This window comes from Luteolibacter sp. AS25, assembly GCF_046736275.1.
In the GTDB taxonomy this organism is placed as follows: domain Bacteria; phylum Verrucomicrobiota; class Verrucomicrobiia; order Verrucomicrobiales; family Akkermansiaceae; genus Luteolibacter.
The window spans coordinates 404098-426827 of sequence record NZ_CP151837.1 but is presented as its reverse complement, the minus strand read 5'-3'; the positions used below and the strand labels follow the sequence as shown (position 1 = coordinate 426827).

The 22730-nt window shown below is 52.1% G+C and carries 26 protein-coding genes; 6 read left to right on the top strand and 20 right to left on the bottom strand.

Translation table 11 applies throughout. The annotated features are described in order from the left end of the window. Nucleotides 1-5: 5 nt before the first annotated feature. The 7 genes from AAGA79_RS02000 to AAGA79_RS01970 all read right to left on the bottom strand — a co-directional run bounded on the left by AAGA79_RS02000 (nucleotide 6) and on the right by AAGA79_RS01970 (nucleotide 6649). Nucleotides 6-581 carry a hypothetical protein gene (locus AAGA79_RS02000; RefSeq protein WP_411827109.1) on the bottom strand — a complete coding sequence of 192 codons (576 nt, stop codon included), beginning with the start codon at nucleotides 579-581 and terminating at the stop codon, nucleotides 6-8. Further along, nucleotides 547-2316, bottom strand: coding sequence for a hypothetical protein (locus tag AAGA79_RS01995; protein WP_411827108.1), 1770 nt, complete (start codon nucleotides 2314-2316; stop codon nucleotides 547-549). The genes AAGA79_RS02000 and AAGA79_RS01995 overlap by 35 nt, the downstream gene beginning before the upstream one ends. A gap of 147 nt (nucleotides 2317-2463) precedes the next feature. Then, entirely contained in the window at nucleotides 2464-2892 is a 429-nt protein-coding gene (locus tag AAGA79_RS01990; protein WP_411827107.1) for a prepilin-type N-terminal cleavage/methylation domain-containing protein, read from the bottom strand. Nucleotides 2893-2964: 72 nt separating this feature from the next. Next, nucleotides 2965-4170: a type IV pilus twitching motility protein PilT gene (locus tag AAGA79_RS01985; RefSeq protein WP_411827106.1), complete on the bottom strand. Its 1206-nt coding sequence runs from the start codon at nucleotides 4168-4170 to the stop codon at nucleotides 2965-2967. A 75-nt stretch (nucleotides 4171-4245) separates the two neighbouring features. Then, nucleotides 4246-5172, bottom strand: coding sequence for a hypothetical protein (locus AAGA79_RS01980; protein WP_411827105.1), 927 nt, complete (start codon nucleotides 5170-5172; stop codon nucleotides 4246-4248). 27 nt (nucleotides 5173-5199) lie between these two features. Then, nucleotides 5200-5967, bottom strand: coding sequence for a hypothetical protein (locus tag AAGA79_RS01975; protein WP_411827104.1), 768 nt, complete (start codon nucleotides 5965-5967; stop codon nucleotides 5200-5202). 31 nt (nucleotides 5968-5998) lie between these two features. Then, nucleotides 5999-6649 carry an ATP-binding cassette domain-containing protein gene (locus AAGA79_RS01970; RefSeq protein WP_411827103.1) on the bottom strand — a complete coding sequence of 217 codons (651 nt, stop codon included), beginning with the start codon at nucleotides 6647-6649 and terminating at the stop codon, nucleotides 5999-6001. Between the two features lie 222 nt (nucleotides 6650-6871). Between AAGA79_RS01970 and AAGA79_RS01965 the strand changes: the two genes are divergently transcribed. Beyond that, nucleotides 6872-7768, top strand: coding sequence for a tyrosine recombinase (locus AAGA79_RS01965; protein ID WP_411827102.1), 897 nt, complete (start codon nucleotides 6872-6874; stop codon nucleotides 7766-7768). Here AAGA79_RS01965 and AAGA79_RS01960 read toward each other — a convergent pair whose 3' ends face one another. Together AAGA79_RS01960 and AAGA79_RS01955 are read right to left on the bottom strand one after the other, a co-directional pair. Then, on the bottom strand, nucleotides 7769-8452 hold the full coding sequence (locus tag AAGA79_RS01960; protein ID WP_411827101.1) for a hypothetical protein: 684 nt from the start codon (nucleotides 8450-8452) through the stop codon (nucleotides 7769-7771). A gap of 48 nt (nucleotides 8453-8500) precedes the next feature. Then, nucleotides 8501-8911, bottom strand: a complete 411-nt coding sequence (locus tag AAGA79_RS01955; RefSeq protein ID WP_411827100.1) for a YkvA family protein — start codon at nucleotides 8909-8911, stop codon at nucleotides 8501-8503. A gap of 95 nt (nucleotides 8912-9006) precedes the next feature. Here AAGA79_RS01955 and hprK point away from each other — a divergent pair, with 95 nt between their 5' ends. Next, nucleotides 9007-9972: an HPr(Ser) kinase/phosphatase gene (gene hprK, locus AAGA79_RS01950; protein WP_411827099.1), complete on the top strand. Its 966-nt coding sequence runs from the start codon at nucleotides 9007-9009 to the stop codon at nucleotides 9970-9972. Between the two features lie 24 nt (nucleotides 9973-9996). Here the strand turns inward: hprK and AAGA79_RS01945 are convergent, their stop codons facing one another. After that, the gene (locus AAGA79_RS01945) at nucleotides 9997-10725 is read right to left on the bottom strand and encodes an HAD family hydrolase (protein WP_411827098.1); all 729 of its coding nucleotides are present in this window, start codon (nucleotides 10723-10725) and stop codon (nucleotides 9997-9999) included. A 6-nt stretch (nucleotides 10726-10731) separates the two neighbouring features. Further along, complete coding sequence (infC, locus tag AAGA79_RS01940) at nucleotides 10732-11385, bottom strand: translation initiation factor IF-3 (protein ID WP_411827097.1); 654 nt, start codon at nucleotides 11383-11385, stop codon at nucleotides 10732-10734. A gap of 402 nt (nucleotides 11386-11787) precedes the next feature. Here infC and AAGA79_RS01935 point away from each other — a divergent pair, with 402 nt between their 5' ends. Continuing rightward, nucleotides 11788-12684 (top strand): D-alanyl-D-alanine carboxypeptidase family protein, encoded by an 897-nt coding sequence (locus AAGA79_RS01935; protein WP_411827096.1) that lies wholly within the window; start codon nucleotides 11788-11790, stop codon nucleotides 12682-12684. Nucleotides 12685-12688: 4 nt separating this feature from the next. Continuing rightward, nucleotides 12689-13825, top strand: a complete 1137-nt coding sequence (locus AAGA79_RS01930) for an aminotransferase class I/II-fold pyridoxal phosphate-dependent enzyme (protein WP_411827095.1) — start codon at nucleotides 12689-12691, stop codon at nucleotides 13823-13825. Nucleotides 13826-13831: 6 nt separating this feature from the next. Here AAGA79_RS01930 and AAGA79_RS01925 read toward each other — a convergent pair whose 3' ends face one another. Genes AAGA79_RS01925 through AAGA79_RS01915 form a run of 3 tightly spaced genes read right to left on the bottom strand, consistent with a single transcriptional unit; the run spans nucleotide 13832 to nucleotide 16026 of the window. Beyond that, nucleotides 13832-14455: a phosphopantothenoylcysteine decarboxylase gene (locus tag AAGA79_RS01925; RefSeq protein WP_411827094.1), complete on the bottom strand. Its 624-nt coding sequence runs from the start codon at nucleotides 14453-14455 to the stop codon at nucleotides 13832-13834. A gap of 18 nt (nucleotides 14456-14473) precedes the next feature. Next, on the bottom strand, nucleotides 14474-15214 hold the full coding sequence (locus AAGA79_RS01920; RefSeq protein WP_411827093.1) for a M14 family metallocarboxypeptidase: 741 nt from the start codon (nucleotides 15212-15214) through the stop codon (nucleotides 14474-14476). Nucleotides 15215-15240: 26 nt separating this feature from the next. Continuing rightward, nucleotides 15241-16026, bottom strand: a complete 786-nt coding sequence (locus AAGA79_RS01915; RefSeq protein ID WP_411827092.1) for a dienelactone hydrolase family protein — start codon at nucleotides 16024-16026, stop codon at nucleotides 15241-15243. Nucleotides 16027-16226: 200 nt separating this feature from the next. On the opposite strand from AAGA79_RS01915, the gene AAGA79_RS01910 reads away from it, so the two are divergent. Further along, complete coding sequence (locus tag AAGA79_RS01910) at nucleotides 16227-16745, top strand: PEP-CTERM sorting domain-containing protein (RefSeq protein WP_411827091.1); 519 nt, start codon at nucleotides 16227-16229, stop codon at nucleotides 16743-16745. Nucleotides 16746-16856: 111 nt separating this feature from the next. On the opposite strand, the gene AAGA79_RS01905 is transcribed toward AAGA79_RS01910, so the two are convergent. The 5 genes from AAGA79_RS01905 to AAGA79_RS01885 form a co-directional block, all read right to left on the bottom strand. Continuing rightward, on the bottom strand, nucleotides 16857-17603 hold the full coding sequence (locus AAGA79_RS01905) for a hypothetical protein (protein ID WP_411827090.1): 747 nt from the start codon (nucleotides 17601-17603) through the stop codon (nucleotides 16857-16859). A gap of 16 nt (nucleotides 17604-17619) precedes the next feature. After that, nucleotides 17620-18366 (bottom strand): TPM domain-containing protein, encoded by a 747-nt coding sequence (locus tag AAGA79_RS01900; protein WP_411827089.1) that lies wholly within the window; start codon nucleotides 18364-18366, stop codon nucleotides 17620-17622. A gap of 17 nt (nucleotides 18367-18383) precedes the next feature. Then, nucleotides 18384-18980, bottom strand: a complete 597-nt coding sequence (locus AAGA79_RS01895; protein ID WP_411827088.1) for a hypothetical protein — start codon at nucleotides 18978-18980, stop codon at nucleotides 18384-18386. Further along, complete coding sequence (gene hisD, locus AAGA79_RS01890) at nucleotides 18977-20266, bottom strand: histidinol dehydrogenase (protein ID WP_411827087.1); 1290 nt, start codon at nucleotides 20264-20266, stop codon at nucleotides 18977-18979. The genes AAGA79_RS01895 and hisD overlap by 4 nt, the downstream gene beginning before the upstream one ends. Before the next feature lie 89 nt (nucleotides 20267-20355). Then, nucleotides 20356-20844, bottom strand: coding sequence for a DUF3592 domain-containing protein (locus AAGA79_RS01885; protein WP_411827086.1), 489 nt, complete (start codon nucleotides 20842-20844; stop codon nucleotides 20356-20358). Nucleotides 20845-20950: 106 nt separating this feature from the next. Here AAGA79_RS01885 and AAGA79_RS01880 point away from each other — a divergent pair, with 106 nt between their 5' ends. Next, nucleotides 20951-21829, top strand: coding sequence for a transglutaminase family protein (locus AAGA79_RS01880; RefSeq protein WP_411827085.1), 879 nt, complete (start codon nucleotides 20951-20953; stop codon nucleotides 21827-21829). Here AAGA79_RS01880 and AAGA79_RS01875 read toward each other — a convergent pair. Beyond that, nucleotides 21826-22680 carry an ROK family protein gene (locus tag AAGA79_RS01875; protein WP_411827084.1) on the bottom strand — a complete coding sequence of 285 codons (855 nt, stop codon included), beginning with the start codon at nucleotides 22678-22680 and terminating at the stop codon, nucleotides 21826-21828. The two genes, AAGA79_RS01880 and AAGA79_RS01875, sit on opposite strands and share 4 nt — an antisense overlap. Nucleotides 22681-22730: the final 50 nt, after the last annotated feature.

Here is a 22730-nt window from a genome sequence, read left to right as displayed (position 1 = left end):
TTCTTCTAGTTCTCCCAAGCGGTGTAGGTGACTTGGAAATTCAGCAACGCAGAATCACCATTGGTTGTGGGGTCGATCCGTAGCTCCTGCAGCTGGAGGTTTGGCATTTTCGTTTCCAACTCCAGGAATGCCTGTTGGACCGTGCGGAAAGTCCCGCGGAAATTGAACTTCAGTCCGGAAGATTTTTGAGCGGACGCGCCACCGAATCCGCCGGATTGGCCCAAACGTTCAAAAGCGGTCTGTTGGAACTCTTTCGGCGGAAGCTCCTCGGCTATCGTCCTCAAATTCGTTGTGACCAATGAGAAGGTTTCCTGCTTAAGAAGTTCCGCCCACCGATCAGAATGCGCGCGCTGTTGACTGAGTCTCGCCTCAATCTCGAGAGCAGTCATCCTGTTCATCTCATAGCCGGAATAATATTGCTCCTTGTTCGCAAACGAGGAGGAAACCTTGCTTTTGATGAGTGCGCAAACGCCCATCAGAACCCCGAGGATGATCGCGGGGACTACGATGCCGAATAGTATGATTGATTGTTTATACATTGCGGTATCAGGGAGCTTTACCGGCGTTGATCGCCATTTCATCTGCAGACTCGAAACGCTGGGTGATCGTCATGATAAAGCTGAATGGATAGGTCGCCTCGTCACTATCGTTTACCTGCTCCAGTGGCATCTGCGTGAATGACCCATTTTCCTGGGTCTTGACGTTGATAACAATGGACCGGGTAGTAGGAGTAGGATCGTAGGCGGTATTTCCCGTCACCTGGGTAATTTCGGAGAAATGGGAGGAAATTCCCTCGCGGGTATTCAACTTGTTCAGGTAGTCCAGAGCTTCGTCCCGGGCCATGCCATTGATCTTCCATTCTTTGATGAAGCCGATCTTCGATTGGCCAGGAGCGTTATCCGGACGGACTGTATGTGAAAATCCGGTCACCAGCAGGCCTGACTTGGCAGGGAAAAGTCGCGCCAAGGTCTCCATGGCGGTCCAGGCTTTTGAGCGATCGTCCAGCAGATTGGCGAAATGATCCATCCTTTGGCGCTCTTGGGTCAGCATCAACACACGCTGTTTGACTGATCGCGCGTCGTTATCGTTGAAGGCCCATTCCGGACGGCGGACCATGCTGAAAATACTGAATGCCAGCCAAGCAAAGCAAAGGACAGCAATTGCAAACAATGCAACCCGGCCCAATTTAAGCACGCTCAGCAGTCTCATCTCACTCCTTGTGGGATAGAGTTCGCTGACCTCTCTATTAGCGGGAAGAAAATCCTGAAGAAACCATCTTTCACTCCGGAGAACTCCAAAAGTGTGACTCATCCCTTCGGTTTCCTCCCCTGTTTCTTCGAGACAAAGCGCGGGCTCTGGCATCCATTCAGGAAGCGGCCCGGTCTTAGGAAACTTGGTGAACTCGACTTTGGATTCAGGGAAGCTTTTCTGTAAATCTTCCACCAGCTTTTCATCCGCCTCACTACCGAGCGGGAGCACGTAAATGTCAGGGTCCACAAATTCCAATGAGGCATTGGTGGTTGAAAGTGCGTGTCTGAAATTGGAAGGGCGGCGAAGCCCCCTGTGTTGCAGGGTCCGGAGCAGCCTCAGATCGGCGTGCTCATTGAAGAACGCCATGGCGGTGAACCATGGATATTGGAGAATGGCCACGAATGGGCGATCATGTTTGATATCGATCGCATTCGGAAGCCCCATCAGGGCGACAAGCGGAGCACTCAAGGAGTGTATAACCACGGGGAAGTTCTGCTCACCTCCAAGATTCCGCAGTGCATCGGCAAATGGGCCGAGCCTCCGGGATGTGCTGACGGTAGTGGCGATTGCTTCGCTCTTCGCGGCGGGATATGGAAGAACCCTCCAGGATGCCTGATCCGGTGGAACCGATGAATCATCGAGAATTCCTCCGGGTGAATCATATGCCTGCTGGCGGAGATCTGATAGCGCGCCGGGATTGTCGAGCTCGTGCTTGAGCTCGGCGGTCGAGAATTCATCGGCTATGTGAATAACAACTCCGACTGATGTCCCTTTCAGAGAGCGGACATGTTTGATGAGCTGGTTGCCGAAGAGAGGGATCTGCTCGAGATCCGTGAAAATTTCCTCTGTGAGAGGCGGTGCGTCACTCCATGTATTGGTGGAACGCTGAAAGAAATGTGTATTGATGGATGGACCAGCAACACGAATGTGAATTTGAAACTCCAATTCAAGGGCTTCCTGATACCAAGCAGGCAGAGTCGCGCGATTGGTCTCGCTCAGCAAAGAGCAAGCCTGGCGGAACTGCTGGTACGGATTAAGTCCGCTGGGATGTACGAGATTGACCAAGATTATAAGGGAGTATGCTTTCTAAAAAGGATTCGGGGGTCTCCTCTATGTTTTCCTGAGAAAACATTGAATCGGTCCGCCCGCAAAAATGAGGACGGACCGAAGAAGATTTCAAACGGCTCTGCCTAGGCAGCACCGTCGGGATAATTACCAGTCAGCAACTGTTGATGCATCTGGAGCGTAGGCAGTATCGCTGCAAGTCATGTAGAGATCGCCGATATCAGGGATTAGATCATCGGTAGCGATCACGTACTTAACTTCTCCACCAGCTGGGTGCGAATCAGCAGTAACCGGGTCGTTCTCGATGAATTGACCTTCTCCGAAGATGCTTGTTCTGAGACCAGTGACAGTGTCACCAGCATTCTTACCATTCATGTTGGAGTATGAACGAACAGCTTGCTGTACGTTACGGATCTGCAGGATGGACGCAGCGCGGTCAGAACCTTTCTTCCATGCGCGAGCACCGATGAAGAGGATCGAGATAAGGGAAAGCAAGACGAGGATCACGACGGTGAGCTCGAGAAGAGTCATGCCGGACTTGGTTGCTTTCACTGTAGGGGTGTTTGTCAGTTTCATGTATTTTGTTTGTTTTGTTTTGTGTTTTCAAGGACTGCCAAGGGAGGCTGCCCAGGAAAGGGGGTAAAATGTTCAGTATTCCTCGTCCTCCGTTTTGTTCATTCTGGCGGATTCCATGGTTTCGTGTGTGATGAGGCCTGCACGAAGCAATCGCTCGAGATTTGCATCCCATTGGATATTGCCTGCACGGCGGATCACGTCCTCCAGCGACCTTGCACCACCGTCGTAGCTGGTAATGGCGGAGGAAACGGCATCGTCGTTGTTCTGGAGAAACTCGTAGGTAAGAACGCGGCGCTGTGTGCCGTTCAGCAGTCCCTGGGAGTGGATGAAGATCATGATCTCCGAGAGTCGGGAAAGGACGGATGCGTGGCTTTCTCTGGGGTAGAGTTCAAGGATACGTCCGATCGTTTTGACTGCACCAGTGGTGTGCAATGTGGAGAGAACCAAGTGACCGGTCTGAGCTGCTTCCATACACGTCTCCATTGCCTCCCGGTCACGAATCTCTCCGAGAAGAATGACATGGGGAGCCTTCCGTAAGACGTCCTTCAGACCTTGTTTGTAATTTTTCACATCACGCCCAACCTCTTGCTGGGTGACTATCGATGGAGAAGGAACACGATGTCCGGGATAGACGGGATCGTCCATATCATCGGGATATTGATACTCGATCGGGTCTTCGACGGTGACAATATGCTTTGGATGATTCTGACGGAGCCAATCAATCAGCGAGGCAAGAGTGGTTGATTTTCCGGATCCGGTAGGACCAGTGACCAGGCAGAGACCGGCACGCTTCAGAACAGAGTGCTTGAGGGTATCGGCAGTATCCGGATCGATGCCCAAGCTATCGATCGGAGGAATAAAGTCATTTAGGATACGGCAGGTGACACCAAGGCCGGATGAAGAAAGATGGGCCTGAATACGGAGACGGCCGGAACGTTCTCCATTATCACCCATAGGGATTCCATCGCAGGAGAAATCGGAGACCATCTTCTCGGAGAATTCCGCTATCGCTTCGGCAACTTTGTCTTCCACGCGGTGTTCCACCGAGGTGGTTGTCCCGAATCCATGGGAGGCTGATTCCCGGTTACGAATTAGTTCCTTCAAAACCTCATCCATGTGGATAGAGGTAAGTGGGCCCAGAAAATCGAGTTTTTCCATACCCTTGTTGGTATGGATGTAAACCGGCCGATCGGACCGCATTTGAATGTCAGATACGCGCAGCTCCTTGCAGACCCGGAAAATAATTCCGAGTAGATCCGCACCTTTCATACCAGGCATAAAATGCGTGGCCGCAGCTGGCGCTGCGTGTGGCGGAGTTATTGGTGGAGGTGCGGTATGCATTATAAATTAAATTCAGTTAGAAACGCTGTTCGTATGGTTTACCGAGTTGTTCCCCATTGTCTGCCGGCTCGGGAGTCCTTCCAAACGGCGGATTCCGGCTTCCTGGCTTTCCCTAACTTTCAAAATAAAATTCAGACGCTCCTGTGCTTCGACGATCCGTAGCTCGGAGAGATTCTCCCAAACACCTTGGTCCTCCCATTCCTTCGACAGGTGTGAGAACAAACCAATTGATTGATCGACCACACCCAGAACTTCCCGCATCTGTTCAGTCGTGTAGCGGGAGCTGTCCGGATTAGCCGCGCGGTCTTCAAACATCAGCTGAATAATGTTTGTCGCCGCTGCAGCAGCAGTCAAAGCCTGTCGGGGATCCGAGCGCTGGCTGAGGCAATAACGGATTGTCTCATCAGCTAACTTGGCCGCATGCGGGGTGAGCTCCGGACGGGTTCCCAATTGCGGCTCGGTCAGGAAAAAGTGATAGGCATTGTAGTTTCCGTAATGACCGGGATCCAGATTGTAGGCAAAGCGGAGTTTGTCCTCGATTCCACGGCGGAGATAAAATTTGTGAGAATCAGTGGCGGCACGCGGGTTTGTGCGCTCTTCCAGACCTTTTCCGAGACTCTCTATGAAAAACTGAGCCCGGTCATTCCAGCTACCGTGCTCCACGATCACCAGGTCATCCTCTTTCTTGAGCTGATGGTGCTGGCAATGCTCCGGATCGTCGCACTTGTGGCCCTCACCTTCCACCGCATGGAAAAATGTATCGATCGGCCCCTGCATTGCCATCGCAATCACCTCACCATAGGGGCTGCGGTTGATACCAAGTGGGTTCAACGGAGCATCAAGGTCGGCATTCTTCAAAAGCGGCTTGGATGATACCACAAATCCAGCCACACCGGCGCCGATCAGCGCGATGGAGATGATATTTGAACTTGGTTTCATGGCTACGGTTGAGAAATTTCGGATAATTCAGGCGTTCGAGCTGGTGCGGAAGCAGAGACGGGAGATCCCGGTGTTCACAGCGAGGATGGCGGTAAAGTAGAGAACCATGTTGCTGAATACTTCGCCGGTTAGCGCTCCGGTTTTGAAGTAGAGACGTTGGGTGAGATCGGCGAAACGGTATTGTGGAGAGTAGAGCCAGAGTGTCTGGAGGGCGGAATTTGCCTCCAGCTTCAACATGTTATCGAGATAACCCACACCGTAGAGGCCGTAGAGGGTAACAAAGAATGTGACAACGAATCCAGTGATCCCGCCGAATCGTGATGCCAGCGCGGTAGCCAGTGCAAGAAGTGGTGCGAAAACCAATAGGAAGAGCGAAAGATACTGGAAATTTAGAGTCAGCCACATTGCCTTCTCCGAAGACTCGCTGGGCATTGCACCAAGCAGGCATACCGCAGCTGCGGCAAAGGCCAACGGCACGATATAGACGAAGATTGCCAGCCAAATTTCAAAGAGTTGACGGGTGGCGGTAAGTCCGGTCGTGCGGAAATATTCGCCGGTTCCTGACCGGGTGTTCGACTCTCCCAAGCGAGCTGCTGCGAAAAATCCCCAGAACATCGTGCAGATGAAGAGCGTCCCCCACGCAGCCTGAATACGCGCCGGCTGAAGCAAGACCGGCTTCTCGGAAGCGCTGGAAATGAGCGGGAGGACAAACGGAAGGAAGAGAACCGCAAATAAACAAATCGCCCACGCTTTCCTGCGAAAGATGGTTGCGACGGTTAGTTTGAAAAGTCTCATGGGATAAAGAGGGGGTTTATCGGTAAAAGTATTAGTTGAGGAAGGATTTGAGGGTGGACCAACTCTGACTTTCGCCGCTGTGGTGGCTCACCCGCTCCCCTTCGATCATGAGGACGCTTGGCATGACCATTGAGTCGTAGTCCGGATGGCAGGAGACGAGCCGCAGGACATTTTCAGACGAGTCTCTCCACATCTTTTCAAAAATTTCCCTGGCGAAAGCGTCCAAACCGCTGAAGGGCTCATCTAGCAGCAGGATATTTCCACAGTTCTCCTTGATAGAGAATTCCGCCATGATGAGTGCGGTTTTGCGTCTATTCCCAGTAGATAGGCGGCCGTATAATTTATTTACATCCAGCTCTATACGCTCAGCCAATTCAAATGCCGGCTTTTGTTTTGCCTTTGGTAACAAGGACTTGAAAATCGATTTCGGAGTAATTTCCGCATCGAATCTCATATCCTCCGGAAGGTATTGCATGAAGCCCTCGGTGGAAAAATCACCGGAGAGCTTTTTCAAACTGCCTGCAAGTGTGCGCAGAAGAGTCGATTTCCCCCGCCCGTTGCGAGCCAGTAGGAAATGAGTGCCGCCTGTAAGTTTTACCTTCTCCTCAAATCTAGCCAGTGGCTCTTTGTAGCCAATAGCAAGACCTGGGTCTAACTGTATGGAGGGGGGGAATGGATTCATAATTCTCGTGCTTATGTCTCGAATTGCTTACGGTTCTAGGGGTTTCGGACTTTTAGTCAAGAAAGATTAACTACTTAGACCGCTTGGATATACTTCAATATAGATATTTCGTAAAATTCTTCAATAAAATTTTGAACGATCCCGCGCCCGAGGTGTCATTCTTTTAAAAAATTCACCTCACTCCCGAAAATTCGGAAATAGCGTCTAGCTAGGAATCTCTCTATGCTCAGGTCAATGGAGATTGATATCGATGGATTCCTAAAACACCTGGCCATTGAACGTGGACTGTCGGATGCCTACCGGTCTTCCGTAGCCCAAACGCTCACCAGTCTCGAGGGCTGGCTTCAGGGGAATAAGGTGAGTTTGCAGGAAATTGGAACCGAGGAACTCGCGCTTTATCTAAAAGACCGAAAATCAGAAGGCTTGGGGGCATCTTCCATTCGCCTGACGACAGTGCATTTGAAAATTTTCTTCCGGTGGCTTGTCGCCAATAAAAAAACTGAAATGGATCCTGCCGAACCACTCGTTTCATCAAAAACTGACCAAAAACTCCCGGCAACACTCTCTGCGTCACAGGTGGAAGAATGGATTGAGAGCATACAAATCACTGAACCACTGGGTCGCAGAGACAAAGCCATTCTGGAACTGTTCTATTCTGCAGGTCTGAGGCTTTCGGAGCTCTGCAACGCACGGCTGGAGTCGATCGACTTCGAAGCAGGATTTTTACGGGTCACCGGGAAAGGAAAAAAGACCCGTTTGGTTCGCTTCGGCAGAAAAGCCCGCGAGGCTATCGCCGACTATATGGATAACGAACGGAAGGACCTCGTGAGACGTGCAACCCAGTCATTCCTGTTTATTGGTATCCGTGGAGCCCAACTCACTCCAGAGCGAGTGCGTCAGATTGTAAAACAAAGGGCGTTGGCAGCAGGAATCGAGTGCACAGTGTATCCCCACCTATTGCGGCATTCCTACGCCACCCATCTATTGGAAGGAGGAGCAGACCTCCGTGTAATCCAGGAACTACTGGGACACGCGGATATTTCAACCACCCAGATTTATACCCACGTTAGCGCAAAAAGACTGAAAGATTCCCACCGGAAATTTCACCCGAGAGGCTGATTATTCTTCTGCACCGAGATCAGGCTTATCTCCTGAGGCATATTGCTTGATTTTGAGGACTTTCGCTTTCGGCGGAGCCTCTTCCTCAGGTTTCGGCGAATCCAGAGGGTTGGCTTTCGGAGCCTCTTCTCCAGCTGTCGCTAGATTTTTTTTCCGAAGGGCCTGATAGAGGAGATTGTAATTGTGTCTCAACGCCGATGGGAAAGAAACCCTACCGGCCTCTACGATTTTTTCACGAAGTAGCTTTTCCGAAACGTCGGCCACAAGGGTGGATCCAATCTCGAGAGCGCGGTCAACGCCAACTGCATCGTTTCCGGCATCTGTGCCCCCGCGGATAACATCGCTGGTAATCGATCGGCCTTGGATCGCGATACTTGACTGGGCGGAAACCACTTCGCCTGCCTTATCGATGGTAATCTCCAGCATAGCATGATCGTCGGAAGACAGCCATCCGCGCACATGGTCGATTCTGATGGAAACAAAAATTCCGCCGTCCGGAGTCGGCGTAATTTCCGGACGGTATGTGCGGTACTCCGCACCTGAGAGTGTATATTCGGCAGCGTTACCACCCTTTTTGGTCCAGCCTCCCAAGCTTCCCCCAAGTGCTGGACCATCGATAAATACGTCAGCATTCCCGTTTACCACGGAGAACAAAAACAAAGCGGAGAGGATTCGGAGATTCATGATTCTTGGAACTTGTATGTGCTTATACGCAATAGTCACATAATTTATTCACCCTACATTCTGAGTTTCCGGAAATTTCTTTTTCTTCCCGATTCCCAGAATCCTGTCGGAAACATCCGAAGCGCGAGCCTTGTGCTCCTCTTTGATATGAGCAACCACTGCACCCATCGCGCCAAGAAGTACGCTCCAATCATCTGTAAACCCGAGACCGATGACTGCATCGGGCAAAAAATCCATTGGGAAAATCAGATAACCGAGAGCACCGATGATCACACTTTTTGCCCATTTTGGTGTCTCCGGATCCTTTAGGCAGAAAAACAAAGTAAGGCCTGCTTCCATCACTTTACGACCTCCCCTTTTGGAAAGTTTCGTGACGACCGCCCAGAATCCTTCCATTGAGAACGCTTCCGGAATATGAGCTTTCAGTTCGGATTTTTTGATGGAGGGGAGTGATCTCATTTCCCCAATCATAGCCTATCCGAGCATTTTGGCAAACTGCATGCAATTGGTCGATTTCGCGTGCTGTAAATAAGCCGGCAGTCTAAATTCAAGCTATGGCACAACGCGTCAAGACCGTGGGATCAATCACGGTAGAGAAATTTTTCGAAGAATATGCAGCCCCTTTGAAGCTGGTTCTGATGGGTAAAAGAGTAGGCTTCAACCGCGTGATCAGCGAGCCAGCCGTCAACCGTCCCGGACTGGCGCTCACCGGATTTTTCTCCTACTTCGCGAAAAAGCGGGTCCAGGTCTTAGGCAACCTTGAGATGGCCTACCTTCGGAAACTTCCGGAACAAATGCGAATCGACCGCTTCCGTCGCATGTGTGAGCGGGATATTCCGTGCATCGTCGTTTCGCGCGGCACGACTCTCGGGCCGGAGCTCATGGCCGTCGGGAATGAATATTCCATCCCTATTTTCGGAACTTCCCAAATCACCATGAAATTCCTCAATGCTGCGACTATCAGCCTGGAGCAGGAATTTGCACCAGTTGTCACCATCCATGGCTGTATGGTCGATATGCGGGGAATCGGCGTCCTAATAGTAGGTAAAAGCGGCTCGGGAAAATCAGAAACAGCAATCGGTCTGTTGGAACGTGGAGGCTCCCTCGTGGCAGATGATATGGTCCGGGTTAAAAAAATCGGCGGTGAATTGATCGCCACAGCCCCGGACCTCTCCCGAGGATACATGGAAATCCGAGGGATCGGCATCATCAACGTAGCCAACCTCTACGGTCTGGCATCCATTCGTCCCGATAAGCGGTTGGATCTGGTCGTGACCCTCAAATCTTCCGCGGATCTAAACGATGTCGATCGTCTCGGACTTGAGTCCAAGACCTACGAGCTTCTTGGCAAACAGATCGTCCATGTGGAAGTTCCCGTAGGGCCGGGACGGGATACCGCGCGTATGGTCGCAATCGCAGCTCTGGACCAGCAATTACGTAGACTTGGCTACAATATGGCCGATGAGTTTAACCAAAAATTACTCAACCACATGGCCACCACCAAGGGGCCACTCCCCTAGTTTTGATTTTTTGAGAATTGCGGGTCAGGTCGCGTAGGTTTCCAACTCAGCAGCCAAATCCCGCAGGGATTCCACAACCCAATCGGCCCCGGCATACTTCAGCTCCACAGCGGAAAATTCCCCGGTGGAAACAGCAAGACACTTCGCACCAATCGCGTGAGCACAGGCGATATCTTTCGGAGTATCTCCAATAATCAGAATCTGATCTGCTTCATATTTGCGTCCCGTGAAAGCAAAGGCCCGCTCCAAGGCTATCGGGCCCAGAAGATTCCGGTCCGCACGGTCCGAGCCAAAGGCCCCGAATGTGAAATATCGCTCCAGCAGGTAATGCTTCAGCTTTATTTGAGCGCCCTCGTCGGTATTTCCCGTGAGTAAAGCCAGTTCGACATGGGCGTAGCCCTGAAATTCTTCCAGCAATTCGATTGCGCCATCAAGCACCTCGCCTTTGGAAGGATCCAATTCAAGACTCTCGCGGAGGTTGAAATGATACGTTTCGAAAAATTGATGGGTTAACTCATCAGACGGTTCCTGCCCGAAATGAGCATAGATACTATCCAAAACTCCAAGGTCCGTGGAACCAGCAAGATTCAATGGAGGCCCGTCATCACCAAAGACGTCTCTAGCCGTTCGGTTCAAGGCGGCCATTCCCTGACCACCTGTCTCGATGAGAGTCCCGTCGATATCCAGCAGTAAAAGCCAAGAACCTGCTCCACGACGGATCGATTGGAACAGTTCTTGGATACTTTGAGACATATCAGGTTAACCCTTGCTGTCTTCTTCCTCTGCCGGCTCCTGGGTGGATTCCTCCTCGCCTGCAGGTGTGTAGTCTTCCTCTTCTTCGTCCTCATCCTCTTCATCCGTCTCATCTTCTTCGATGAGTTCACCATGATAGAGTTGGAAGTTACGTTTTCTCTGATGGGCAGGAAGCGGAGAAAGAATCATCGCTACCGCACGACCGTTAAGACGTGGGGGCTGATCGACAGCCGCCATGGTTTTGAGATCTTCAATAATCCGTTTCAGAACAACAAATCCCAGGTCTTTGTGAGCATTCTCACGTCCCTTGAATTGCAGCACGAAGCGGACCTTGTGGTTCGCCTCAAGGAAAGTTTCCGCACGACCAAGCTTGATGTTATAATCGTGATCTCCTGTTCCCACGCGGAATTTCACTTCCTTCATGCGGGCAGAAGTCTTCTTAACTCCCTTTTTAAGCTTCGCTTGGGTGTATTTATACTTACCGTAATCGATAATTTTGCACACTGGTGGATCCGCCTGTCCGGCGATTTCCACTAGGTCCAGCCCAACAGACTGTGCCTTTGCAAGCGCTTCACGAGAGGACATCACACCCAATTGTTCACCGAGTGAGTTTACGACGCGGACTTTGGGTGCACGAATGCGATCGTTTACCCGCGTCATATCGCGGTAACGACCCCTCTTATTGTTTTTTTGTGGTCTAGCTATGGCTTTGTATTTTTGATGAGTTAAAAATGCGATTCAGCAGAGTCCATGGTATAACCACGGACGCGGAAGCGCGTAGAGAAGCATTATGAAAATGACAGGAACGAAAAGTCATGAAAAGGCGACAAGATAACCACACAGCTTCTGTAGGCCGGCGTTAGGTGTGGTGAATATGCGTTCCAAAAAAATCATTAGCGGTATAATGTGGCGGATATTTTGTCCGTCGCAAGATGCTTTACGTGCAAAGGATGTAATATCCCTGCCATCACCGTGCAAGGAGTAATTTCAAGGCCCCGATCCGTAGAACCGGATATTCAATGGCTATTGACCGCGCCCCATTCCCTCTTGCATTCTCCGCCCATGACTTTTCTGCGACCTCTCGCACGACCGCTCGCCCTGAGCCTGTTTATCGTTTCCATCATATCTTCTTGCGGGGGCAATCCTCCGCCACCGATTTCTCGTGGCCAAGTTGCCCAAACCCAGCCAGTTCGCGTCGGAACCATCCCGCAGACAGCGCCTCCGCAGGTAGTTGCCGAAGCAGTGCTGATCGTCGACGTTGAGAGCGGTAGGAACCTCTATGCGAAGAACGCCGATAGCAGACGCGCAGTAGCTTCCACACAGAAAATCATTACCGCACTCTGTGTTCTGGACGCCGGGAACATCGATAAAACCGTCACCATTCAATCATATGATACACTTTGTGAACCTACGAAACTTTACCTGAAACCCGGAGAGCAATATACCCGCCGCGAGCTCCTCAAGGTCCTCATGGTTAAAAGCGCAAACGATGTAGGTCGTGCACTTGCCCGAGATGTCGGTGGTAGTGTAGAAGGTTTTGCCGAGCTAATGAACCGGAAAGCCGCCCAACTGGGCATGAGGAATTCGCACTTTGTCAATCCACATGGACTTACCGAGCCCGGGCAATTCTCCACAGCCCGCGATATGGCGATTGCAGCGCGCGCCGCTTATAAGAGCCCACTCCTCCGCTCCTACTTTTCCACCAAGTCCTTTGTATTCCGCTACAACGATGGCCGCACACGCACCATTGAAAATACCAACAGACTTCTGAAGACCGTCCCATACTGCGATGGTATGAAAACCGGAACAACCAACGCCTCCGGACGCTGCCTCATCTCCACAGGTACACTTAACGGCCGTTCTGTCATCTGTGTCGTTCTGAAGTCGAATACTCCGAACATCTGGAGCGATTCCGAGAAACTCCTCCGTTGGGCTCTCGAGCGCCCTACCGCCAACTAACCGGATGAGCGGAATCAATCCAAGTGAAGAACTCGCCGCTCTAAAGTCCAGCAAACTTCACCGCCAGCTCCGCACGGTTGATTCAAATTCCGGCACACGAATCTCTATCGCCGGAGAGGAACTCTGGAATTTTTCCTCGAATGATTATCTGGGACTGGCGAGCCACCCGAAGATAACAGGAGCATTCATTGAAGGCATTCAGCGTTACGGCGCCGGCTCAACCGCATCCCGTTTGGTCATAGGCACATCCTCGCCACATACATTATTGGAGGAAACCATCGCTTGCTCGAAACAGTCGGAAGCAGCACTCACTTTCACCTCCGGTTTCGCAACTGCCCTCTCGGCAATTCCCACAATCGTCGGCAAGGGCGATTTCGTATTTCTGGATAAGCTTTCGCACGCATCTCTCATTGATGCTTCACGGGCATCGGGAGCGACCCTCCGCGTATTTCCCCACAACGACCACCTTGAACTGGATCGCCTGCTGAAAAGAGCCAGGCAACGCAGCACCTCCAGAATACTTGTAGCCACCGAATCGGTCTTCTCCATGGATGGGGATCTCTGCCCGCTGGAAGAAATCTTGGAGGTCTGCGAGACACACGGCGCCGAGCTCCTTCTGGACGAGGCACACGCCATCGGAGTTCTAGGGAAAAAAGGAATGGGACTGGCCGAGCAGCTCGGAGTTCAGAGCCGCGTTCATTTTCAAATGGGCACACTCAGCAAGGCAATCGGCCTCTCAGGTGGCTACCTTGCCGCTTCCCGTGAATGGGTTGATCTGATCACAAACCGCGCTCGTGCATTCATTTACACCACCGCCCCGCCCCCAGCCATCGCGCACGCAGCAAGGGCTGCCTTCGAGCTTATCCGCTCTGAAGACGGATCGGATCTCCGCGAAAGACTTTTCAGGAATATTGCGATTCTTCGAGCTAATCATCCCAGTGCAATTCTTCCCATCATTTTGGGCGATAACGAGACGGCACTGGCTACCTCCGAAAGCCTCAGAGAAAAAGGTTTCCTGATCCCTGCAATCCGCTTCCCGACAGTGCCCAAAGGCACTGCCAGATTACGACTAACCATCTCCGCCCTCCACACGGAGGAAATTGTCCGGGAAATCTCCGATCTGCTGCCGTCGGGCATCTGAAAGTCACTAAACTGCCAGCATCGATATCAAATGGCAGGCTAGCTCATGCTTCGCGGCTTTCGGGAAACGCTCGGTCCGGTCTGCGAACACCAGCAGCGCTTCATTCTCGTTCGAGTCAAATCCGATATCACTGCGCGATACATCGTTCGCCACAATCAGATCGCACCCCTTTTTTTCCAGCTTATTGCGGGCATTTATCTCCAGATTTTCAGTTTCTGCCGCGAATCCAGCAAGAAACCCCGTGAACCCGAATACCGTCCGGGCAGCGCCGAGGACGTCCTTTGTTTTCACCAGCTTGAGAGTCATCTCATCACCTGATTTCTTGATCTTCTGCTCCTCTACGACTGCAGGGGCATAATCTGCCACTGCCGCCGAGAAAAATGCTGCTTCCATCCGAGGCAAATAGCTCTCGACCGCCCGATACATGTCATCCGCACTTTCCACTGGCAGGTAGTCGACACCATCGGGAACATCCACAGAGGTGGGACCGGAGATCAAAAGCACCTGATGCCCTGCCGCCACCGCAGCCTCGGCGATGGCGTATCCCATTTTACCGGAAGATCGATTCGTCAGGTAACGCACCGGATCAATCGCCTCACGGGTAGGTCCTGCTGTAATAAGAATTTTCATAGAAAAATAAATTGGAAATCATGGAACCACCTTCTTCAGTAATTCCTGAAACGCCAGCATCTGCACCCTCGTGCGGTCCACCAGATCCGCCGAGCTCGGCGTCTCGAAAGTAAAAGAAAGCGGGCAACCTTTTTTAGCCAGATAAATTGCCTCAGGCCAGTGATCAGGCACATCGGCATCCGGACAATGGAAGATCCAGCCTGCTTCCCGCACCTCGTGCCCATCGATGAAAACTTCCGGTTCGACTGGCATAACCACTGAAGTTGCTGAAAAAATTGCCTCAGCTACTTCCGGGCGGTCGTTACCGCAATTGATCTCGTAGAAGTAAAAGCCCGTCGATTCCCAGTCTTCATGCAGGGACACGAAAAGATCTGGAACAGGACGACGGTCCAACCACCGGATATGCGCAGCCACCTCCAAGGTCTCCATTTTCAAATAATCCCGGTTCAGATCCTTACCTTCGCGGTTCTCACGTGTGTGAAGAGCGAGCCCTCCGGGATTCATGACCGGACATATCAACCAGTGCCTGTTATCATCAAAAACACCGCGTTCCATCATTTCAAGGGCTGCCAGCGGGCCTGCGGGCTCATCTCCATGCATTCCGGCCGAAAGGTAGACAACAGGTCCATTACCAACCTTTTCCCAAGCCATCAGTGGTCCGTCTTCCATTTCCAGCAAGACCTCGCCGCGAAATCCACCCTGATCGGCAGCCTTCGCAAAATCTCTATAAAACGACTGCAGATCAAATAATTCGCGCATCTTCCAACTCTCTGGCATTGAAGGAATCAGGATTCCCGGAAAATTTCAGCAAAGAACTGCTGCATATCCACCCATGAGCGCTCGTCGGCCTTCGCATCGTAGGCCACACCCTTTGAAATATCATCGCCAGCCATCTTTTGGGTAAAGGCGTGCACCGCACCTCCGTAGGAAACCAGCTGCCAGTCCACATCCGCATCTTCCATCTCTTTCTCAAAGGCAACTTTCTCTTCCAGAGGAACGTGTGGATCAATTGCGCCATGACAGACAAGCACCTTGCACTTCACTCCGCCTTCTTCGGCAGTCATCCCCTCGGCAGCGCCTAGACCACCGTGGAAAGAAACGATACCGGTGATATCCATTCCGGCTCTCGCCATTTCCAGAACACCGGTTCCACCGAAGCAATAGCCGACCGCCGCGATTCGTCCCGTATCAGTCCGTTCATCATTTTTTAGAATTTCCAGCCCGGCCGCCATTCTCTCCCGGTAAAGCTCCCGGTCCTTCTTATACTTTCCAGCATACTCTCCAGCCTCCGGTGGCTGTGGGCGGACGCCTTTTCCGTAAATATCCGCCGCGAAGACGTTGTAACCAAGGCCCGCAAGCATTCTCGCACGGGTTTTTTCGTAATCCGTCAAACCGGTCCATTGATGAACGATCAGTATACCCGGGCGCTTGCCCTCGAAATCGTCGTCATAAGCATGAAACCCTTCCAGCGACACGTCGCCATCCTTATAATCAACGGTTTTTTCGATAACCGCTCCATAGGCGGAAGCTTGAAATGCAAATGCAGCCAGCAGCGAAATCGATTTTTTCATACAGCTATAGAACGCCGGAATCTCGGGGAGTCAAATACGGATGAATCAATCAAAATCAAGATTCGCCGATAATTCGGATTATCTTATAATAACTAAATACTTCATGTTTATATATTCGTTATATATTTTAATTGCGGAATAGTACGGAAATGTAATATATATGAGCTGTTCAAAGACACCCTGAACACTCCCCCCAAAACATGAAAACGAAATTAACGCTCATTGCAGCACTGTACTGTGGGCTCACCGCCGCAGCTTCGGCCTTCACACTCGATTTTATCGGGCAAGAAGGAAAGACCCTCCCTACTGACGTGTTGGTTATCAACATCGCAGGCTATGGAGACGTTCAATTCGAAGCCATTGGCGACGCTGAAGTCTCCGTTGGAAGCGAATACGAAAACGATGGTCCGGGCACTACCACTTCCCCGTCCCTTAACTTCGATCCCGGCGAATCCGTGAAGGTTACCTTCCTTGGCCTTACACCTATCAATGTCGACTTCGACGTCGTAGGTGAGAATCCAGGTGAAAGTCTCTCCGCATCCGAGATCGGCGCTTACCCGACAAACGTATTCGTCGTAGCACTCTCAGGAAATGCTTCCGATCCAGCCAACTCAGGCGCAGGCCTCTACCAGATTAGCTTCGATCAAGTTCCTGAGCCTTCGACAGCCTTCCTCGGCCTGATCGGTGGTGTGATGCTTGTTCTCCGTCGTCGTAGATAGTCGACGATAGAAATTAAATTTCTCCAATAAAAAACGCGCTCCAAACCGGAGCGCGTTTTCTGTGTTCTAAATTAGTTTTCGGTAAAATCAGGAACCACAAGCTTCCTAAAATTAGTCCTTCTTCACGTTCGTCTCGGAAAGCACGGTCAGCTCCCGGAAAAGTAATTTCTCATCACGGTAGCGGCTCTTCTCCTCTTTCACGATTCCTACCTGCGGGACAAACCAAGTGGTGCGACGAACCTCAAAGTCGCCATCATTTCCAGTCATCAGCATGCGCACCGCCATGTATTCACCAGCAGGCACTTCTACCTTCTCGCGTCCTACTATCTTCATTCCTCTTTTCCGGGCTCCTTCTTGTATACTAAGCGGCGCAACACCTTGGCCGGCTCTCATTCCCGCATAGGCAAATGGCACCGGAGGATCCAACCACAGAGGCTTTGAATCCAGAACCTCGGGAAGAATCGAACCGCGCATCATCACCGCGGTATCAGTGATCTCAACCAGCTCCCGCATCACCGGCTCCCCGGGAGAGACCACATCAAAAGCATCCACCTCGGGAAGTTTCTCGTCCACTTTAACCTTACCCAGATAGGTCCTGGTTTTCACTTGATCAATCTCCACGGCAGAGGCTCCATCCGACGTCACGCCGGCAGGAATCTCAACGCTTACGCTGTATTTCCAATAATCACCCTTCTTGATCGGCAGTAGCGGAGTATCAGCTTCGATCAATTCCTCAGCAGTTTTCGACTTTGGCTCCGGGATTGCGGCACTTTCCGGCTTTGGCTTTTCCTGCTCTTTTTCGCAGGAGGAAAGAGCAAGCGCTAAGCTGGAGGCGAGTATGGCTAATTGAGGTTTCATATTTAAAAAAGAACGTCTACCCCCTGCTTTCAATACGACTACCACCGGAATACGGGGCACCTAGACGTGGAATCTTACGAACCGGGGGGAAAGTTCTCGGTCCCATTTTACTGAGCCGGGTAAACAGCAGAACAATTCCGAATATCATGGGAATCAATGCTGCGGCTCCAAGCAAAGCAGCTAGCTTAAGCAGGCGTCGTTTCCTTTCAAATTCAAGCTGATGAACCAATCTCGCATTGATGATTGCCTCGCTACGCAGGACAGCCCCACCTGACCAATAACGGACGGCATCCGCCGCCTCGATCGATGCGGCACGCACTTTCCGGAAATCATCCGGCTCCGCCGCCGCTCGCTTTTCTCCATCTGAAACGGACTTGCGAACCACTTCGGGAGTCACTGCTGTTCCCACATTCTCTCCGGGAAAGATCCATGGAGTCCCATCACGCCCGGGAACATGGAGAACCAATGAACTCATATTCCCCTCGCCCCACTTTTCAGCGAACTTCTTCGCAACATCCTGGGGTTGAAATTCTCCGATTTCCGGTAGAATCACTACAAGAATATCAATCTCTTCATTCTCAAGCAGACCATGCAGCGGGGCGGAAATCTCAGCTTGCTGCTTCGGCGTAAGGACTCCGGTAGGATCAAAAACCGAACCCGCCGGTCTTTGGCTGTTCTCCAGAATTTTCTCCAGCTGATCCGCATTTCCCGTGCTGACGAAAGTCAGTGTGACAGCAAGGATAACGACCAGTAATTGGGACATTTTTATCGTATTTCTGATCATTTGATCTGCTTCTGAGAGCGTTTCCAGGCCATTTCGAGCAGTGTTCGGACGACTCCCAGGAAATCTACTACTCCTTTGTCATTCTGACCTCTCAAGAACGGGTCCCTGGTCTCCATCAGGGCTTTTTCCCACATCTCCGGGGAAAGCCAGACCTCAGCACCATAGCCGGTTGTTACCGAAGCTCTCCCGCTCTCCGCATCAATCAGCAACAGCACTGTCCATTCCCGGTCTTCTTCGGACTCCTCCGGCAATAGCGGACAAACATTCATCAGCCAAAATCCGAACAATGGCAGACTGATTGTTTGATCCAGAGACACAGCACAAATTCGCCAGTTGATCTGCGGGAAGCGCTTTTTGAGTGATGAGATAGCGGCCTCGATTCTCTTCTGCTGCTTCGCATTCCAAAAATCGGCCACATCCAGGATCGGGAGAAGTGGTGGTGGGTTTTCCCCGAAAAGATCCAGAGATTTCGCTCCGGTAAATCCGCACGAATCACACCACTTCGCCTCACGGTCCAGCTTCGTCTCGCATGCGGGGCATACTACACTGGCGATTGCAAAACGCTTCGGCGAATATTCCCTCTCCTCGCTCATCTTTCGATTCGTATGGCTGTCGATTCTCCGTGAGCATCCAGACCTTCCAACTTCGCAAAAACACGAATGACCGGCAGCGATTTTTCGACCGCTGCCTTGTCCATTTTTACGATGCTTGTCCTCCTCTGGAACTGGTCGGCCCGCAGGCCGGAAAATGATTTACCGGCACCACCTGTAGGTAGCGTATGGCTGGGGCCAGCCAGGAAATCTCCCACCGCCACCGGCGAGTCCGCACCGAGATAAATCGCCCCCGCCGTCCTGATTTCCGCCAGAACCGCATCTTCATTTTTCACGATCAATGACAAGTGCTCAGGAGCAAAATCATTGGAAATGGCGACTCCGTCATCCAGCGATTCCACCTCAAGCAAGAACGTGGATTTCTCCAGAACCTCTCTAATTATATCCGCCCGGCTGAGAGTCACTGTCTGTTGTTCAATCTCCAGCTTCACCTGATCGAGAAGAGCCCGCGAAGGCGTCACAAAGCCAACGGCACTATCACCGCCATGCTCCGCCTGCGCCAACATATCGGCGGCAATGTAGGCTGCATTAGCGGTTTCATCCGCCAGAATTAAAATCTCACTCGGTCCAGGCAGGAGATCGATGGATACGGCGCCCACCAGCTGGCGTTTCGCCTCCACCACAAAGCGGTTGCCAGGTCCGAATATGCGGTCAACCGGTTTGATTGTCTTCGTCCCGAGAGCCATTCCGGCAATCGCTTGCGCACCGCCCACCTTCACAGCTTCGGTGACTCCAGCCTGCTGCAGAGCATACAGAAGTGCTGGATTCACCTTGCCATCCGGCCCACACGGAGTGGCAGCGAAGATCTCGGGAACACCGGCCGCCTGAGCGAAGCCGGCCGTCATCAGCGCAGTCGAAACAAGCGGAGCCTTACCACCCGGAACGTAAACACCCACCCGATCGAACGGCGTGAAACGCTCTCCCACAGTAGCACCTTCCGCATTTTTCCCGGACCAATCTTTCCGCATGCTCTTTTTCGCGAAATCATGAATATTCACCAAACTCCTTCGAATCGCCTCACGCGTTTCTTCAGAGACTGATTCCGCAGCCTCGGCGAATTCCTCCTTGGATATAAAAAGCTCATCTGCGGATAGCTTGGCTCCATCGAATTTCTCGGTCAGCGCTATTAGAGCCTCATCGCCTTCTTCCTCGACCCGGGAAATGATATCCGTGACCAAATCGCGCACGGAATTTTCGGGAATTGCCCTTCTACGGAGCCCCTTTACGAACGTTTTATAATCTGCGTCCTTGTAGCTTAAAATCTTCATACCTCGTCTGCGGCGAAGATGCACAATCTTCCTCCTGACGCCAACTCTCAACGCTCACCACTTTTCCCGCAATCGTTTCCATCAAAAAATCAGCCCCGATTTCTCAGCGATTTCACAATGGCACTCACCGCAATCACGAGCCCCCCCAACAAAAACAGCATCGGAAACCAGATCGAATACCCCGCGGCCTTGGAGTCCACCATGAGAATCGCGAAATTCGGATCCCCCGGGTTAACGTAGGCCATCACTCTCCCGCCTGTCGGGTATTCCTTGAGCATTCCCTGAACTTTTCCGCTCTTGTTGTATGAGGGATTGCCACGCACGGAAAGCCGCTCACTCGTTTTTGCCTCCCCTTCCCACTCATACCCGTAAAGCAGGTTCAGCCGGTATTCCTTCGGGGAAAATTCATCGTGCTGCCACTCCTCCATTTCCGAGGACAAAACAACAGCCTCCACCTGCGGCCAGCCTCTCTGATCCACCGCCCGCTCGTAGCTCTTCCACATCAGCACTGTGAAAAGCCCGCCAATCGCAGAGATACATAGCCCGAGGAGGATTAGGAAAATTGTCGCAAATTTCATTTCAGCAGCGCCAGACAATATACCCCACCGGGAAATTGCAACCAATGTGCAGACCTTTTTCGTAAAGATCGACATCCACACCCACCGGGGATAAATAGTTCCCGAAGTGCGCTACTCTTTAACACACACCACCCGCTACAAATACGAAGGTGCCGTCACGGTATCCCATCACCTGGCGCGCTTGGCTCCAAGATTTTTACCCGGTCAGCGGTGCCCTTGGCATATTCTGGAAATCAAGCCGGAGCCTGTTGGCCGTAGCGTCCACAACGATGCATACGGAAACGTGACCACCTACTTCGAGTGCGAGGGTAGCCACACGGAGCTCGAGGTCACCGCACGTAGCCTCGTACAAGTCCTGCCAACAGCCACACCGGATCCAGCCTCCACACCCGCGTGGGAAACCATTCGCGAAGACACCAGCGGAGACCGCCTCAATCTCAGCACGGAAGCCGGAGCATTCCGCTTTGCCTCCCCTATCGTTCCCGTTGGTCAGGAATTCGCCGAATATGCGAGACCCGACTTCACTCCGGGCCGCCCCATTCTCCAGGCTACCGTTGCACTCATGAACCGGATTTTCACTGAATTCGAGTTCAACCCTGCCGCTACCGACGTCGCCACTCCAGTGATCGAGGTCTTACAGAAAAAGGCCGGAGTCTGTCAGGACTTCGCCCACCTCATGCTTGCCTGCCTGCGTTCACTTTCACTTCCTGCACGATACGTCAGTGGCTATCTGGAAACAAAACCTCCGGCTGGACAAGCCCGACTCGTCGGAGCGGACGCTTCACACGCATGGGTCTCCGTTTATTGCGGAGAAAACGCAGGTTGGATCGATGCAGATCCCACGAATAATATTCTCCCGAGCGAACGGCACATAACCGTTGCCTGGGGCCGGGATTTTTCAGACGTCAGCCCTCTCCGTGGAGTAACCCTCGGAGCAGGTGGGCAGACCCTCGCCGTCGAGGTGGATGTTGAGCCGATCGATTAGAGCCCGGTTAGCATAAGTGCACCTTTGATCCCGGCCTCTTGGCCGAGTTTCGGAGGAACGACGAAGGGGAGCTTTTCCAGCGCGGGGAAATATCCTGCTGCTAGCTCAATTAGAAGCTTTTCGGTCTTTTCATGCAGACCTTCAGCCTGCGAGACGCCACCGCCAATCACAACACGCTCCGGTGGAGCAATCGCCAGCAGGCTCTGTATGCCATGCGCCAAATACCACGCTTCAGTATCCCAAGCCTCGTGATCTACCGGTAAATTTCCGCCAGCCTCGCCCCAGCGCTGCTCAATAGCTGGCCCGCTTGCCATTCCTTCCAGGCAATTCCCATGAAACCGACAAGTCCCGGCGAAGGCATCACCCTTTTTCCTAGGTGGGATCAAATGACCGACTTCCGGGTGAAGCGCACCGTGCAAAAGTCTCCCGTCACACATCACACCAGCCCCGATCCCGGTGCCGATCGTGATATAAACCACATTTTTCAACCCCGCGGCCGCGCCAATCTTCGCCTCGGCAAGGCAGGCTGCATTCACATCCGTTTCCAGTGAAATTTTCGCGTCAGGAAAAGCTTTCTTCAACGCATTCGTTATGGAAAAGCCACTCCAATGCGCTTTCGGCGTAGCAAGAATGTCTCCCCAATCATCCGCGTCCGGGTTAATGCGCACCGGACCGAATGCGGCAATACCGATGGCCTCCGGCACACCCTTTTCAGAAAACCACTTCACCGCACGCTGCAATGTCTCTTCGGGCTTCGTGGTCGGGTAACGGTATTCTTCGATCAATTCTCCATCACTGCCACCTATCGCGACCACCGTTTTAGTCCCGCCGAGTTCCATTGCTGCTATCATGGAGGGCACCCTAGACCGTTTAAGGAAAGGGGTCTAGCGATTTGCCCGCA

Excerpts from the sequence above, each read along its gene's own strand:
- infC (WP_411827097.1), bottom strand. The coding sequence starts at position 11,385 with ATGACGCGGGTAAACGATCGCATTCGTGCACCCAAAGTCCGCGTCGTA.
- AAGA79_RS01960 (WP_411827101.1), bottom strand. The coding sequence starts at position 8,452 with ATGAATCTCCGAATCCTCTCCGCTTTGTTTTTGTTCTCCGTGGTAAAC.
- AAGA79_RS01905 (WP_411827090.1), bottom strand. The coding sequence starts at position 17,603 with ATGAAACCTCAATTAGCCATACTCGCCTCCAGCTTAGCGCTTGCTCTT.
- AAGA79_RS01975 (WP_411827104.1), bottom strand. The coding sequence starts at position 5,967 with ATGAGACTTTTCAAACTAACCGTCGCAACCATCTTTCGCAGGAAAGCG.
- AAGA79_RS01900 (WP_411827089.1), bottom strand. The coding sequence starts at position 18,366 with ATGTCCCAATTACTGGTCGTTATCCTTGCTGTCACACTGACTTTCGTC.
- AAGA79_RS01895 (WP_411827088.1), bottom strand. The coding sequence starts at position 18,980 with ATGAGCGAGGAGAGGGAATATTCGCCGAAGCGTTTTGCAATCGCCAGT.
- AAGA79_RS01965 (WP_411827102.1), top strand. The coding sequence starts at position 6,872 with ATGCTCAGGTCAATGGAGATTGATATCGATGGATTCCTAAAACACCTG.
- hprK (WP_411827099.1), top strand. The coding sequence starts at position 9,007 with ATGGCACAACGCGTCAAGACCGTGGGATCAATCACGGTAGAGAAATTT.
- AAGA79_RS01955 (WP_411827100.1), bottom strand. The coding sequence starts at position 8,911 with ATGAGATCACTCCCCTCCATCAAAAAATCCGAACTGAAAGCTCATATT.
- AAGA79_RS01885 (WP_411827086.1), bottom strand. The coding sequence starts at position 20,844 with ATGAAATTTGCGACAATTTTCCTAATCCTCCTCGGGCTATGTATCTCT.
- AAGA79_RS01930 (WP_411827095.1), top strand. The coding sequence starts at position 12,689 with ATGAGCGGAATCAATCCAAGTGAAGAACTCGCCGCTCTAAAGTCCAGC.
- AAGA79_RS01910 (WP_411827091.1), top strand. The coding sequence starts at position 16,227 with ATGAAAACGAAATTAACGCTCATTGCAGCACTGTACTGTGGGCTCACC.
- AAGA79_RS01945 (WP_411827098.1), bottom strand. The coding sequence starts at position 10,725 with ATGTCTCAAAGTATCCAAGAACTGTTCCAATCGATCCGTCGTGGAGCA.
- AAGA79_RS01985 (WP_411827106.1), bottom strand. The coding sequence starts at position 4,170 with ATGCCTGGTATGAAAGGTGCGGATCTACTCGGAATTATTTTCCGGGTC.
- AAGA79_RS01875 (WP_411827084.1), bottom strand. The coding sequence starts at position 22,680 with ATGATAGCAGCAATGGAACTCGGCGGGACTAAAACGGTGGTCGCGATA.
- AAGA79_RS01915 (WP_411827092.1), bottom strand. The coding sequence starts at position 16,026 with ATGAAAAAATCGATTTCGCTGCTGGCTGCATTTGCATTTCAAGCTTCC.
- AAGA79_RS01990 (WP_411827107.1), bottom strand. The coding sequence starts at position 2,892 with ATGAAACTGACAAACACCCCTACAGTGAAAGCAACCAAGTCCGGCATG.
- AAGA79_RS01970 (WP_411827103.1), bottom strand. The coding sequence starts at position 6,649 with ATGAATCCATTCCCCCCCTCCATACAGTTAGACCCAGGTCTTGCTATT.
- AAGA79_RS01980 (WP_411827105.1), bottom strand. The coding sequence starts at position 5,172 with ATGAAACCAAGTTCAAATATCATCTCCATCGCGCTGATCGGCGCCGGT.
- hisD (WP_411827087.1), bottom strand. The coding sequence starts at position 20,266 with ATGAAGATTTTAAGCTACAAGGACGCAGATTATAAAACGTTCGTAAAG.
- AAGA79_RS01920 (WP_411827093.1), bottom strand. The coding sequence starts at position 15,214 with ATGCGCGAATTATTTGATCTGCAGTCGTTTTATAGAGATTTTGCGAAG.
- AAGA79_RS02000 (WP_411827109.1), bottom strand. The coding sequence starts at position 581 with ATGAAATGGCGATCAACGCCGGTAAAGCTCCCTGATACCGCAATGTAT.
- AAGA79_RS01935 (WP_411827096.1), top strand. The coding sequence starts at position 11,788 with ATGACTTTTCTGCGACCTCTCGCACGACCGCTCGCCCTGAGCCTGTTT.
- AAGA79_RS01925 (WP_411827094.1), bottom strand. The coding sequence starts at position 14,455 with ATGAAAATTCTTATTACAGCAGGACCTACCCGTGAGGCGATTGATCCG.